This window comes from Rhodococcus koreensis (genome assembly GCF_900105905.1).
Classification (GTDB): domain Bacteria; phylum Actinomycetota; class Actinomycetes; order Mycobacteriales; family Mycobacteriaceae; genus Rhodococcus_F; species Rhodococcus_F koreensis.
Map to the genome: position 1 here is coordinate 7,777,501 of NZ_FNSV01000005.1, position 13,076 is coordinate 7,790,576.

General features: G+C 67.1%; 10 protein-coding genes and 2 rRNA genes (1 of these 12 running past the window's edge). 6 read left to right on the forward strand and 6 right to left on the reverse strand.

Going from position 1 to position 13,076, the window contains the following annotated elements; all coding sequences use genetic code 11:
• Together BLV94_RS39920 and rrf are read left to right on the forward strand one after the other, a co-directional pair.
• Nucleotides 1–1,912 (forward strand): 23S ribosomal RNA (locus BLV94_RS39920) (it extends 1,224 nt beyond the left edge of the window).
• 138 nt (nt 1,913–2,050) lie between these two features.
• Nucleotides 2,051–2,167: ribosomal RNA gene (gene rrf, locus BLV94_RS39925) — 5S ribosomal RNA — on the forward strand.
• 90 nt (nt 2,168–2,257) lie between these two features.
• On the opposite strand, the gene BLV94_RS39930 is transcribed toward rrf, so the two are convergent.
• Nucleotides 2,258–3,877 (reverse strand): PucR family transcriptional regulator, encoded by a 1,620-nt coding sequence (locus BLV94_RS39930; RefSeq protein ID WP_072946959.1) that lies wholly within the window; start codon nt 3,875–3,877, stop codon nt 2,258–2,260.
• Nucleotides 3,878–4,018: 141 nt separating this feature from the next.
• On the opposite strand from BLV94_RS39930, the gene BLV94_RS39935 reads away from it, so the two are divergent.
• Nucleotides 4,019–4,393: a UBP-type zinc finger domain-containing protein gene (locus BLV94_RS39935; RefSeq protein ID WP_072946961.1), complete on the forward strand. Its 375-nt coding sequence runs from the start codon at nt 4,019–4,021 to the stop codon at nt 4,391–4,393.
• On the opposite strand, the gene BLV94_RS39940 is transcribed toward BLV94_RS39935, so the two are convergent.
• Together BLV94_RS39940 and BLV94_RS39945 are read right to left on the reverse strand one after the other, a co-directional pair.
• Complete coding sequence (locus BLV94_RS39940; protein ID WP_072946963.1) at nt 4,359–5,132, reverse strand: SWIM zinc finger family protein; 774 nt, start codon at nt 5,130–5,132, stop codon at nt 4,359–4,361. The genes BLV94_RS39935 and BLV94_RS39940 overlap by 35 nt on opposite strands.
• Nucleotides 5,129–7,930 carry a DEAD/DEAH box helicase gene (locus BLV94_RS39945; protein ID WP_072946966.1) on the reverse strand — a complete coding sequence of 934 codons (2,802 nt, stop codon included), beginning with the start codon at nt 7,928–7,930 and terminating at the stop codon, nt 5,129–5,131. Before BLV94_RS39945 ends, BLV94_RS39940 begins: the two co-directional genes overlap by 4 nt.
• An 89-nt stretch (nt 7,931–8,019) precedes the next feature.
• On the opposite strand from BLV94_RS39945, the gene BLV94_RS39950 reads away from it, so the two are divergent.
• The gene (locus tag BLV94_RS39950; protein ID WP_072946968.1) at nt 8,020–8,802 is read left to right on the forward strand and encodes a TetR/AcrR family transcriptional regulator; all 783 of its coding nucleotides are present in this window, start codon (nt 8,020–8,022) and stop codon (nt 8,800–8,802) included.
• On the opposite strand, the gene BLV94_RS39955 is transcribed toward BLV94_RS39950, so the two are convergent.
• Nucleotides 8,749–10,350: an adenylate/guanylate cyclase domain-containing protein gene (locus BLV94_RS39955; protein WP_083395818.1), complete on the reverse strand. Its 1,602-nt coding sequence runs from the start codon at nt 10,348–10,350 to the stop codon at nt 8,749–8,751. The genes BLV94_RS39950 and BLV94_RS39955 overlap by 54 nt on opposite strands.
• Nucleotides 10,351–10,386: 36 nt before the next feature.
• On the opposite strand from BLV94_RS39955, the gene nucS reads away from it, so the two are divergent.
• A complete protein-coding gene (gene nucS, locus BLV94_RS39960; RefSeq protein WP_043824264.1) occupies nt 10,387–11,061 on the forward strand; it encodes an endonuclease NucS in 675 nt (224 codons plus the stop codon).
• Between the two features lie 16 nt (nt 11,062–11,077).
• Nucleotides 11,078–11,404, forward strand: coding sequence for an ATP/GTP-binding protein (locus tag BLV94_RS39965; RefSeq protein ID WP_072946972.1), 327 nt, complete (start codon nt 11,078–11,080; stop codon nt 11,402–11,404).
• On the opposite strand, the gene BLV94_RS39970 is transcribed toward BLV94_RS39965, so the two are convergent.
• Nucleotides 11,401–12,501, reverse strand: a complete 1,101-nt coding sequence (locus BLV94_RS39970) for a coiled-coil domain-containing protein (protein WP_072946974.1) — start codon at nt 12,499–12,501, stop codon at nt 11,401–11,403. The two genes, BLV94_RS39965 and BLV94_RS39970, sit on opposite strands and share 4 nt — an antisense overlap.
• Nucleotides 12,502–12,569: 68 nt before the next feature.
• Nucleotides 12,570–13,043 carry a methylmalonyl-CoA epimerase gene (gene mce, locus BLV94_RS39975; protein ID WP_072946976.1) on the reverse strand — a complete coding sequence of 158 codons (474 nt, stop codon included), beginning with the start codon at nt 13,041–13,043 and terminating at the stop codon, nt 12,570–12,572.
• Between the last annotated feature and the right edge of the window lie 33 nt (nt 13,044–13,076).

Sequence of the window (13,076 nt, forward strand, 5' to 3'; positions counted from 1 at the left end):
CCGACAATGTAGCGGGGCTCAAGTACACCACCGAAGCTGCGGCATTCACACAATGCACCCCTGCGATTCTGCGGAGTCGTGGGCAGTGGTGTGGATGGGTAGGGGAGCGTCGTGTGGCCATGGAAGCGGCGGGGTGACCCAGCCGTGGAGGCCACACGAGTGAGAATGCAGGCATGAGTAGCGAAAGACGAGTGAGAAACTCGTCCGCCGAATGACCAAGGGTTCCTGGGCCAGGTTAATCCGCCCAGGGTGAGTCGGGACCTAAGACGAGGCCGACAGGCGTAGCCGATGGACAACGGGTTGATATTCCCGTACCCGTGTGAACGCGCCCCTGGTGAATCAGTGATACTAACCATCCTGAAGCGTCCTTACGTCCCTTCGGGGGCCCTGGATGTGGATGCATGGGACCTGATCTGGTAGTAGCCAAGCGATGGGGTGACGCAGGAAGGTAGCTGAGCCAGTCAGTGGTAATACTGGTGTAAGCCTGTAGGGCGAATGGTAGGCAAATCCGCCATTCACACAGCCTGAGAGGTGACGCATAGCCGAATGAGGCGAATTCAGTGATCCTATGCTGCCGAGAAAAGCCTCTAGCGAGCTTTCACACGGCCCGTACCCCAAACCGACACAGGTGGTCAGGTAGAGAATACTAAGGCGATCGAGATAACTATGGTTAAGGAACTCGGCAAAATGCCCCCGTAACTTCGGGAGAAGGGGGGCCTCGTCCGGTGATCACTCTTGCAGTGTGAGCTGGGTGGGGCCGCAGAGACCAGTGAGAAGCGACTGTTTACTAAAAACACAGGTCCGTGCGAAGTCGTAAGACGATGTATACGGACTGACGCCTGCCCGGTGCTGGAAGGTTAAGAGGACCGGTTAGCCACTTCGGTGGCGAAGCTGAGAATTTAAGCCCCAGTAAACGGCGGTGGTAACTATAACCATCCTAAGGTAGCGAAATTCCTTGTCGGGTAAGTTCCGACCTGCACGAATGGCGTAACGACTTCTCAGCTGTCTCAACCATAGACTCGGCGAAATTGCATTACGAGTAAAGATGCTCGTTACGCGCGGCAGGACGAAAAGACCCCGGGACCTTCACTACAGCTTGGTATTGGTGTTCGGTTCGGTTTGTGTAGGATAGGTGGGAGACTGTGAAGCGCTCACGCCAGTGAGTGTGGAGTCGTTGTTGAAATACCACTCTGATCGTATTGGACCTCTAACCTCGGACCATGATCTGGTTCAGGGACAGTGCCTGGTGGGTAGTTTAACTGGGGCGGTTGCCTCCCAAAATGTAACGGAGGCGCCCAAAGGTTCCCTCAGCCTGGTTGGCAATCAGGTGTCGAGTGCAAGTGCACAAGGGAGCTTGACTGTGAGACTGACAGGTCGAGCAGGGACGAAAGTCGGGACTAGTGATCCGGCACCGGCAAGTGGAAGCGGTGTCGCTCAACGGATAAAAGGTACCCCGGGGATAACAGGCTGATCTTCCCCAAGAGTCCATATCGACGGGATGGTTTGGCACCTCGATGTCGGCTCGTCGCATCCTGGGGCTGGAGTAGGTCCCAAGGGTTGGGCTGTTCGCCCATTAAAGCGGCACGCGAGCTGGGTTTAGAACGTCGTGAGACAGTTCGGTCTCTATCCGCCGCGCGCGTTAGAAACTTGAGGAAGGCTGTCCCTAGTACGAGAGGACCGGGACGGACGAACCTCTGGTGTGCCAGTTGTTCCACCAGGAGCACCGCTGGTTAGCTACGTTCGGAAGGGATAACCGCTGAAAGCATCTAAGCGGGAAGCCTGTTCCAAGATGAGGTTTCTCACCCCCTCGAGGGGGTAAGGCCCCCGGCAGACCACCGGGTTGATAGGCCAGAACTGGAAGTCCGGTAACGGATGCAGGTGACTGGTACTAATAGGCCGAGGACTTACCACAAAGAAGCTACGCGTCCACTGTGCAGTATCTGAAACAACACACGTTTCGGAACTGAAGAAGAAGAACCACCACCACCATCGGTCCAACGATGTGTTGGTTGTGTCTTCGCTGATGTTCCGTGTGACAGTTTCATAGAGTTACGGCGGCCATAGCGGAGGGGAAACGCCCGGTCCCATTCCGAACCCGGAAGCTAAGCCCTCCAGCGCCGATGGTACTGCACCCGACAGGGTGTGGGAGAGTAGGACACCGCCGAACATCCGTTACCGAAAGCCCCCAACCATGTTGGGGGGCTTTCGGCATTTCACAACACTTTTTCCGACGGCAGCCGTTGCCGCGCACACCTTTTCACCCCGGTGCACCGCCGGCCAGGACCTGCAGCGCCCTCGACGCCAGATGGAGATTCAGGCGTGTGTCGACACTGCGGAGATCACGCCCGGTCAGTTCGTGGATGCGGGACATCCGGTACCGGAGTGTGCTGCGGTGGATCCTGAGGGCCTGCGCGGTCTCGTCGTACTTGCCGCCGCATTCGAGGTATTGGGCGAGGGTGGCCGTCATCGTGCTGCGGTGCTGCCGGTCGTAGTCGAGCAGGGGGCCCAGCCATTCCTGCACGAACGCCTCGACATCTCCGGTGCTGCTGTGCGAGTCGAGAATGCGGTAGACGCCGAGTTCGTCGAACTGTGCCACACCGCGAGGCGAGTTCGACTGCTTTCGTATTTCGAGGGCGCGCATCGCGTGGGTGTACGAGTCGGGGAGTGTGCTGGGAGAGGTGCATTCGGATCCGACCCCGACCACACCGACGGCGGGACCGAGCGACTTCTCCAACGCTGAGAAGACGGTGTTCACGTCCGTCTTGGTGTCCATGACTGCGGCGAGGACGCCGGTTCGCTGCTCGTTGCCGTGAACGAGGAGGGCTGACGAGTCGGTGGCCGTCAGGTGACGACGGAACGCCTCGGTGACGGACTCGACGGACGTGTCCGGACCCCAGTGGACGACCAGGACGCGTTGCGGTGTGTGCAGGTCGTAGCCGAGCGCGTCGGCCCGCGAGTAGGCGCTGTCGTCGTCGGTGCCGGCCAGTAGGTCGGCACCCAGGTCGCGGCTCAGCCGTGCCTCCGTCTCGGCGAGCGATCTGCGGTGTGCCATGTCCACGGCGAGCATCGTCGCGGCGTGCTCGAGTGCGAAGGTGTCGAGATCGGTGGCGCGGTGATCCGGGTCGGACAGATACAGGACACCGAGAAGTGTCTGGCCGGGCCGGACCACCTGTACGATCCGGTTGTCGTCCCGCAGCGGGCGCCCCTCCATCGCGGCCCGGCGCAGGACGTCGACCCGGTTCCCGCCGCCGACCTTGCGGTACCGGGGTGCCGGCCCGGACGCGTCCGGGCCGGACCACACACGAAGATTGCCGAACGCGTCCTCGATACCGACGGCGAGTCCGGTCACCTCGTGGAGGGTCTCGGCGATGGCGGTCTCCTCGGCGCCGGTCGCGGCGAGTCGCCCGAACGTGCTGTGGATCTTCGCTTCCTCCTCGAGCCGCGCGGCTCTCGTGCCGATCGCGGTGATCTCGTCCGTGGCCTCGCGCAGTTGGCGTTCCTGGGTGGCGGCCCGGGAGCGGAGCGACGCGGCGCGCAGGGCTGACCCCGTGTGCTGAATCAACAACTCGAGGAGCGTCGCCTGCACCGGCGTCGGCGGGTAGTCGGCCCGCAGTGTCAGCGACACCGGCCGGGACCACGAATCGTCGAGCAACACGCGGTGCCGCCAGACGTCATCGTCGGGGACTTCGCCCGTCAGCACGGTCACGGGTTCGACCGAGAATGGGCCGAGTTCGGGGAGGGCTTCGGCGAGCAGGGACAGGATCTCGTCCCGATTCCCGCAATCGTGCATGTGTGCGGTTACGGCCAGCACCGCCGACAGGTTCGTGGCCCGCGGGGTGTGATCCACCCTCGGGTCTGGGGCTGCATCCAGATCCATGGCATGGAACTACCCCGTTTTGCGCCGTCGAAACCGGGACGCTGTCCAGTGGGGCCGGATTTCGGGGGATTCTTTCGTTCCGCGGTGACCATGTGGCGAGACGGATCAGCCGCCAACCTTGGTAACTGAGGGGTGGCACTTATGACCCAATCCAATAATTGGCACGATCCCGATCTGAACATGATTCGCGATGTCGTCGCGCACACGTCGGACGGGTGCGAGGGCTGTCTCGCACTCGGTACCCGCTGGGAGCACCTGATGTTGTGCCTGACGTGCGGCTATGTCGGATGCAGTGACGGATCACCGATGCGGCACGCGCGACATCACGCGGAACGCAGCGGTCATCCGATCGTCCAGTCGCTCCATGCGGGGGACAACTGGCGCTGGTGCTTCGTGCACGACGTCCAGATCTGCACGCCGTATCCGGCGACCGGGGCCCGGGTGGTCGCACCCAGCCTGGTGCCCGGGCCGGCGGACGACCTCAGACATGGTCTCCGTATCGCGAAATCGCAGTGACGATCGCAGACCAGACGGCGTCGGCCCGAACTTCGGGGGGAGCGCCGTCCAGCCAGCATGGCCGCACCGGGCTTCCGCCGGGGCGCGGCGGCGCCGGAAGCGGTCCGGGCACTGCGGCGTAGGCATCCGTTGCGGGCACCGGGACGCATGCATCGTCGAAGGACGACCGGGACGTCTCCGGGTGCGTGCCGTGCCTGCGTTGCAGAATCTCCTGTCCCTCGCGTCCGCGCAGCAGGAAGAACAGCAGCGGGTCGTCGTCGAGGACCCACGCGGCCTGATACAGCACCGCAGCGGCGTGGCGGCACGGCACGTCCCACTCCTCGCAGGTGCAGGTCGCATCGGCGTCGAACATCGACGGAATCAGTGACACGTCGACGGCTGCGAGATCCTCGTCGAGTTCGCGGGGGAGCGTCCCACTCGACAACTGGGCGACGTGACCGCTCCGCGACGCGAGAGTCTCGAGCACCTCGCCCCACTGTCGCTCGTCCAGCGGGTCCACCCGGATCCGCACGTGCAGGCTCTCGTCGTCGGTGTGCACGTCCGCGGAGACGAGCCCGGGCGCGAACGTGAGCGGACCGACCAGTCCGCCACGGGCATAGGCGCGTCCGCGCTTCAGTGTGTTCGAGTCGAGCGCGGCCTGCTCGACGTCGTCAACCCAGCGCTGCGCCCACCAGGTCCTGCCGCGCGTGCGGCGGCCCTTCTGCGCAGGGAAGCGGGGATGCGTGACGGCGTCGGTCACAGGTCACCTCCGAAGTCGTAGTCGGGGCTCAGGGCCACCAGCCGGGCGAGTTCGCCGTCGGTCAGCTCGGTGAAGGCGGCGGCGCCGTGCGACAGAACCGAGTCGGCGAGTTGCCGCTTGGACGCGAGCATGGCGGCTATGCGTTCCTCGATGGTTCCCGCGGTGACGAGCCGGTGCACGACAACCGGGTGGGTCTGACCGATGCGGTACGCACGATCGGTGGCCTGGTCCTCGACCGCCGGGTTCCACCAGCGGTCGAAGTGGACGACGTGATCGGCCCGGGTGAGGTTCAGCCCGGTGCCTGCGGCCTTGAGGGACAGGATCAGGACGGGGACGTCGCCGTTCTGGAAGCGTTCGACGAGGTCCTCCCGGGCCCCGACGGACGTGCCTCCGTGCAGGAACTCGCACGTCACCCCGCGCGTCGTCAGGTGCCGTCGCAGCAGTCGTCCCATCGTGGTGAAGTGGGTGAACACGAGGGAACGGCCGCCCTCCGACAGGTTCGTGTCGATCAGCTCGTCGAGCAGACCGATCTTGTGGGAACGGCCGGTGAGCGTGGCGTGCTCCTGGCCGAGGTACTGGGCGGGGTGATTGCAGATCTGCTTCAGACCGGTCAGCAGCGACACGATGCTGCCGCGCCGCCCGATGCCCTCGCTCGTCTCGATCCGCTCCATGGCGTCGCGGACGAGCGCCTCGTACATGCCGGCCTGCTCCGGGGTGAGCGTGACGTCGAGGTCGACCTCCGTCTTCGGTGGAAGCTCGGGGGCGATCCCCGGATCCGACTTCCTGCGCCGGAGCACGAACGGTGAGATCAATGCCGCCAACTCCGCCGCGCCGGCGGGCCCGTCCATCTCGGACGAGCCGTCGTAGCGGCGCCGGAACTGCGCGTAGGGGCCGAGGAGACCGGGGGTGACGCCGTCGAGGATCGACCAGAGGTCGCTGAGCCGGTTCTCCACCGGCGTGCCGGTGAGGGCGACGCGCGCCTGTCCCTGAATGGTCCGCAGCGCCCGCGTCACGGCTGCGGACCGGTTCTTCAGATGCTGGGCCTCGTCCGCGACGACCAGACCCCACGTCGTCCCGGCGAGAACTTCGCAATCGAGCCGCATCGTCGCGTACGTGGTGAGGACGACGGTGTCGCTGCCGTCCGCGACCGTCTCACCGGGAGGCCGGCGGCTCGGACCGTGGTGGACGAGGACACCGGTGCCCGGTGCGAAACGCTCGATCTCCCGCCGCCAGTTCCCCAGCAGGGACGCGGGACAGACCACGAGTGTGGGTCCCGCCGTGTCCGGGTCCTGCTGCCGGTGCAGGTGAAGCGCGATGAGGGTCAACGTCTTTCCCAGGCCCATGTCGTCGGCGAGGCAGGCGCCCAGGCCCCGTGACGTGAGCCCGGCGAGCCAGCGGAAGCCGGTCAGCTGGTAGTCCCGCAGTTGCGCGCGCAGGGCTGCGGGGACCGGCACGGGCTCCGGATCCCCGTCCGACAGCTCCCGCGCCACCGCCGCGGCCGCCCCGTAGGAGTCGACGCGGACGTCGTCCTCGCCGCGCCTGGCCCGGCCGGTCAGCGCGGCCCGAAGGGCCTCGACGGCCGTCATGGTTCCGGTCCGCCGCAGGAGGGTCTTTCGTATCGTCTCCGCGTCCGCGACGACGTACCGGTTGCGGAGTTTCACGACTGCCCGCTTCGCCGACACCAGCTCTTCCATCTCCTCCCGCGTGAGTGCGTCTTCGCCCACCGCGACGCGCCAGTCGAAGTCGAAGGCGCGGTCGCCGCCGAAAGCGGCTGCGCCCTCCCGGGATCCGGGGTCGCCGAGGATGATGCGGGTCGACGTCTGGGCGACCAGTGCGCGCGGCCAATGGATCTGGACGCCCCGCTCGCGCAGCCGACGGCCGGCGTCCCCGGCGAGGGAGCCCAGGTCGTCGTCCTCGAGCCGGATGCGGTGCGGCGCCTCCGCCCGCAACAGATCTTCGAGCGGAGCCCAGTCCTGGGCCGCGCGGCGGAGGGCACCGAGAACCTCGATCCGCGGGTCGGAAGCGAACGCGGATTCGGCGAGCGTCGGATGCCGCCACAGGTCCACGGCGTCGCACACCACTCCGGGCCGCGCGACGCCGTGCACCTGGACCGTGGCGTCGAATTCGCTGTCCGAGAGATCCACCGCGCCGGGATCGACGGGGTCGATCCGCAACGACAGCGCGATCGCCTCGGGTGTGAGGGCGTCCGCCCACACCTGCAGTTCCGGGGAGGGTTCGGCATCCCAGGCCAGGTAGGGGCCGGCGTCGGCGGGCGAACCGAGTCGCGGGACGGTGTCGACGACCGCGGTAAGGAAGTCGCGCAGGACGTCCGCGGCGGCGGGGAGGCGAACTCCGTCGGCGCGCGGATCCCCGAGCGGGATGGCGCGAGCTTCGGGCGGGAGCGCGGCGGCCAGCAGACGCAGGTGCGATGCGTCCTCGTCGTCGAGGGTGCCGAGCCGCCAGACGTCGCGGCCGTGCGGTGTGACCGAGGGCAGGACCTTGCCCGCCTCGAGGTATCCGACGGCGGTGCGGGCGGAGGCGGCCCAGAACGCGACCGATCGATGCGCCGTGTCGCCGGGTGCCGGCGACAGCAGCATCGGCAGCGCGTCGGCGAGGGAAACATTCTGCGTCGGAACGCTGTTCACCTCTCTGCCAGTGAAGATCCGGGTGCGGGAATCGGCACTCGGTGGCTGCTGCCCGTCCGGTGAATCGCTCCAGAACACCAGGCGCGAGTCGCGCGGAGGATCGGCGGGGACGAAGGTGGCCGCGCAGCCGGCGAGGGTGGGCTCTGCTGTCACTACTGCGCCTTTCGCCGGGTTTATGGTACGCCGTACGTCAACGAGGCGGCGTGCGGAATTGTTCCCGGGCGCCGTGGGAAGATCTCGGCATGGGAAGAAGCGCGGCACCGGAGGGCGACCCCGCCCGCATCATGGAGTTGCTGTGGGGTGGCGGCAGCACGCCGATCTCGCGTCCCCGCAACGGCAAACCCGGCCTGACACTCGACCGGATCGTCGAGGCCGCCGTCTCCGTCGCGGATGCGGAGGGGCTGGACGCCGTCTCGATGCGCCGGCTCGCGGCCGAACTCGGCGTCGGGGCGATGTCGCTGTACACGCACGTTCCCGGAAAGACGGAACTGGTCGAGGTGATGCTCGACCGGGCGCTGTCCACGCTCGAACCGGGCGACGACACCGACGCGGGGTGGCGGGAGCGTCTCACGGCCGCCGCGCACGACTATTTCCAACTGCTGTGCGCACACCCGTGGATGCTCGGAGTCGTCGCGCTGAGCCGGCCGGTCCTCGGGCCCGGCGGGATGGCCAAGTACGAGCGGGAACTGCGCGCGGTCGAGGGACTGGGACTGCCGGACCTCGACATGGACTCCGTCGTCACACTCCTCGACAGTTTCGTCGCCGGCGCGGCGCGGGCGGCGGTGGACGCGGCCGCGCTCGCCGACCAGGGCGAGGTGGACAGCGAGTGGTGGCAGAGCGTCGCGCCGCACTTCGAGAAGGTCTTCGACCCCGAGCGGTTTCCGCTCGCCACCCGGGTCGGGGCCACGGCGGGGGAGCACCACAACGCCGCGTTCTCGCCCGCCCACGCCTTCGAATTCGGGCTCGCCCGGCTACTCGACGGAGTCGGCGCCCTCATCGTCGGCGGCGGAACCGGCGGGGATTAGTTCGGCGGGAACGGCCAGCGTGGTCGGTTCGAGACGCCCGCGCAGGGTGACGGTGTCGGTACATTGCCACCGCGTGCCTTCGTCCTCGGACGCCGCGGCGATCGCCCGCTCGGACGCGACGACGTGCCCGGGAACATTCTTGGCGAGCTCGGACAACCGCGCCGCCTCGTTGACCGGATCGCCGATCACCGTGTACTCGAAACGTTCGTGGGCGCCGATGTTTCCGGCCACCGCGCGACCGGCCGCCACCCCGATTCCCGCATCGCATTCCGGTACCTCGGCGGTGAGCCGTTCGCGCAGGACCCGAGCAGCGGACAGGGCCGCACCGGTGTGGTCGTCGAGCGCCATCGGTGCCCCGAAGATGGCCAGCGCGGCGTCGCCTTCGAACTTGTTGACGAACCCGCCCCGCCGGTCGACCTCGTCGACGACCACGTCGAAGAACCGGTTGAGCAGATCCACGACCTCCGCCGGAGACCGGGTGGCCGCGATCGTGGTGGACCCGATGATGTCGACGAACAGCACCGCCACGTCGCGTTCCTCCCCGCCGAGTTCGGGGTTGTGCCGAAGCGCCTGCGACGCCACGTCCTGCCCGACGTGCCGCCCGAAGAGGTCGCGGATCCGCTCACGTTCGCGCAGTCCCTCGACCATCCGGTTGAACCCGGTCTGCAGCGCGCCGAGTTCGGTGCCGTCGTACACGACGACCTCGGCATCGTGATCGCCGTCGGCCACCTTCGCCATGCCCTGCGCCACCGAGCGGATGGGCGCCTCGGTGGCGCGCACACTGATCACCACCAGCAGCAGACCGAACAGCAGAATCACACCACCGAGCGCGAGGATCGACACCGCGAGGCTGGTCGGGCTCGCCGGACGGATGAAGCTGAAGGTCGCGATGAGCATCAGGCCAAGCACGGGAACGCCCGTCCCGAGGATCCACGCCAGCGCCGTGCGGCCGGTGATGCCGAGCGTGCGGCGGGGTTGCGGTCCGTCCGATCCGAGTGCGCGGGCGGCGATGGGACGGAGCGCGAACTCCGTCAGCAGGTAGCAGAACGCACACACCGTGATGCCGGCCATCGCGATCGTGAACGCGACCTTCGGGATGGTCTGGGGATCGATGAGGCCGTACAGCGTCGTGAAGAAGACCAACCCGATGCCCCACAGCGCCGCCTGGACCCGGGTCAGGCGCCACGGGGCGCGGAACGCCGCCGACCGGTCGTGGTCGGTGGGCACGTCGTCCTCCGTTGCCCATCGCAGATCCGACACCAGTCGCTTGGTGCCCCAGGTCACGCCGATCAGCACCGCGCACAGCACGAACACCGGCACTGCGACGAAGTTGGCGATCGCGAACTCGCTCGCCCACACACTCGGCCCGGGGACGACGACGCTGATGAGCAGGCAGGTGATCACCGCACCGACGAGATTCGTGAACACCAGCGGCGCGGTCAGCAGCAACTGGACACGGATGCGGCGCCGGCGGGGACTCTCGTCCGGCGATCCCAGCAACCACGACCCCAGCGGGGCGACGGATCGGCGAGGGCTGAGCATAGTCATTCGAGACTAGTCGGCACGATCCCTTAGGGTGGGCGGGTGCGCCTAGTGATTGCCAGATGCCGAGTCGACTACGTAGGCCGTTTGACGGCACATCTGCCCACCGCTCGTCGCCTGTTGTTGATCAAGGCCGACGGTTCCGTGAGCATCCACGCCGACGACCGCGCCTACAAGCCCCTGAACTGGATGAGCCCGCCCTGCTGGCTCGTCGAGGACTCCGTCGAGGACGCCGAAGCCCTGTGGGTCGTGACCAACAAGGCCGGTGAGGAACTGCGGATCACCATCGAGGAGATCGAGCACGACTCCCGTCACGAACTCGGAGTCGATCCCGGGCTCGTCAAGGACGGTGTCGAAGCGCACCTGCAGGAGTTGCTCGCCGAACACGTGGAAACGCTCGGCAACGGCTACACATTGGTCCGGCGTGAATACATGACGGCGATCGGTCCCGTCGACCTGCTGTGCCGGAACGCCGACGGCGCGTCCGTCGCCGTGGAGATCAAGCGCCGCGGCGACATCGACGGTGTCGAGCAACTCACGCGGTACCTCGAACTGCTCAACCGCGATCCGCTGCTGGCACCGGTGAGCGGCGTCTTCGCCGCCCAGCAGATCAAGCCGCAGGCCAAAACCCTTGCCACCGACCGCGGAATCCGGTGCCTGGTGCTCGACTACGAAGCGCTGCGCGGCACCGAGAGCACCGAGTTCCGGCTCTTCTGAGGCCTAGGCTCAACCCGTGCCCCGTCGTAAACCGCAGCGGAAGAACACGCGCCGCAGTGCGCCCCCGGACAATTCCGAGGGCTCGCTGTTCGGTAGTGCGCTGATGCGTCAGGAATCCGGTCCCGCGGGCGACGCGGACGAGAGCTACATCGTCCGCACCATCCCCGGGGCCCGGGCGACCAAGTCGTACCGGTGCCCGGGCTGCGATCATGACATCCGGCCCGGTGTCGCCCACCTCGTCACCTGGCCCGCCGAATACGGCGGAGCCGAGGACCGGCGGCACTGGCACACCGGGTGCTGGTCGGGACGCAGCACCCGGGGCCTCACCCGCAGGTGGTCCTAGCTTCCGGTCTTCACCGTTCGCTGACCCGCAGGCCGGTTCGCCTGGGTCTTCTCGACGGTGGAGAGCACCGCGGTGTCCTCGTCCGAGTTGTCCGTCTCGTCCCCGGACTTCTTCCCTGACGCGTTCGACCCGGACTCGCCCGACTCGGTCTTGCGGTCCGCTGCGCCGTTCGGTGCCGACTGGCTGTTCGGGTTCTCGTTCGGACGCTTCTCGGACTTCGACGCCGTGGTTTCGGGCTGCGCGTCCAGGAGTTCACTCTCCCGGTTGACCGACGCCAACATGGCGGGAACCGAATCGAGCTGCCCTCGAATGCCCAAGAGCTGCGCCAGGATCCGGCCGCGGAGCACGCGAAGCTCTTCCGCGAGTTCCTTGGCGTGGGCGATCTTGCGCTCCGACTGGTCGGTGGCAGCCTGCAGCCTGCGCTCCGCCTCGTGCGTGGCGTCCGCGAGACGACGCTGCGCCTCGGCCTTGCTGGTGGACTCGAGCTCGTTCACCGCCGTGATCGTCTTCTGGCGGCGCTCGGACATCGAGAGGTCGAAGTCCTCCTGAACCTGCGAGCGACGCAGTTCGGCCTCGGCGGCGAGGCGGTCGCGCTCGGACTGCGCGGCCTCGACGATCTTCGCCGCCTCCGTGCGGGCCTTCGCCATGGTCTGCTCGTGCTGAATCTCGAGCGCGCTGCGGCGGTCTTCGAGTTCCGCGACCAGCGACTCGTACTGGCCGCGGAGCTGCGCGCCCTCCTGCTCGGCGACGGAGATCGTCTCGGCGGCGTCGGCCTCGGCCTTCGCGCGCACCTCGGACGCCTCGTCCGACGCGAGCCGGAGCATGCGCGAGATGCGGTCGCTCATTCCCTCCGCGGTGGTCGGCGGAACCGACAGGCGGTCGACGTCCTTGCGGAGATCGTCGATCTCGTCCCGCGCGTCGTCGAGTTGCTTGGCGAGATCCCGCGCCTGCGCCGCCGCGGCGTCGCGGTCGGCGGCAGTGACGCGCAGCTCGGCGTCGAATCGCTCGAAGTAGTTGCGTACCTCGTCCCGGTCGAATCCCTTACGCACGGTGGAGAAGGGAAGGGGGATCGAACCACGGTCCTGCTCGTTTACCATGGCCGCCAATCTACCTGGGCAAAGTAGAACTTGTCTCTGCGCCTGGCACCCGGCGGCCGGTCACAGCTCTAGTGGGTCGCCGACGGCTCGACCAGCTCGACGAGAACTCCGCCCGCGTCCTTCGGGTGGACGAAGTTGATGCGCGAGTCGGCGGTTCCGCGGCGGGGTGCGTCGTACAGCAGCCGGACGCCGCGCTCGCGCAACTGGGCGGAGATGGCGTCGATGTCGGTGACGCGGTACGCCAGCTGCTGGAGACCGGGACCGCTGCGATCGATGAACTTGGCGATGGTCGAGTTCTCGTTCAGCGGCGCGAGAAGCTGCAGCGCGGTGCTGCCCGCGGGAGCGCCGACGACGCTCAGCATCGCTTCGCGCACGCCCTGCTCCTCGTTCACCTCTTCGTGTGTCGACACCATGCCGAGGTGCTCGGAGTACCACGCGATGGCGGCGTCGAGGTCGGGAACGGCGATGCCGACGTGGTCGATGGCGGTCACCAGATCCGAGGACAGCGGCGACGTGGACTGGGTGGGGGAGGACTGTGTCATGGTCCCGACGTTAGCGCTACCGTTTCGGTAGTT

Coding starts and splice junctions, on each gene's coding strand:
- BLV94_RS39955 (WP_083395818.1), bottom strand. CDS start 10,350: ATGACTATGCTCAGCCCTCGCCGATCCGTCGCCCCGCTGGGGTCGTGG.
- BLV94_RS39950 (WP_072946968.1), top strand. CDS start 8,020: ATGGGAAGAAGCGCGGCACCGGAGGGCGACCCCGCCCGCATCATGGAG.
- mce (WP_072946976.1), bottom strand. CDS start 13,043: ATGACACAGTCCTCCCCCACCCAGTCCACGTCGCCGCTGTCCTCGGAT.
- BLV94_RS39970 (WP_072946974.1), bottom strand. CDS start 12,501: ATGGTAAACGAGCAGGACCGTGGTTCGATCCCCCTTCCCTTCTCCACC.
- BLV94_RS39930 (WP_072946959.1), bottom strand. CDS start 3,877: ATGGATCTGGATGCAGCCCCAGACCCGAGGGTGGATCACACCCCGCGG.
- BLV94_RS39935 (WP_072946961.1), top strand. CDS start 4,019: ATGACCCAATCCAATAATTGGCACGATCCCGATCTGAACATGATTCGC.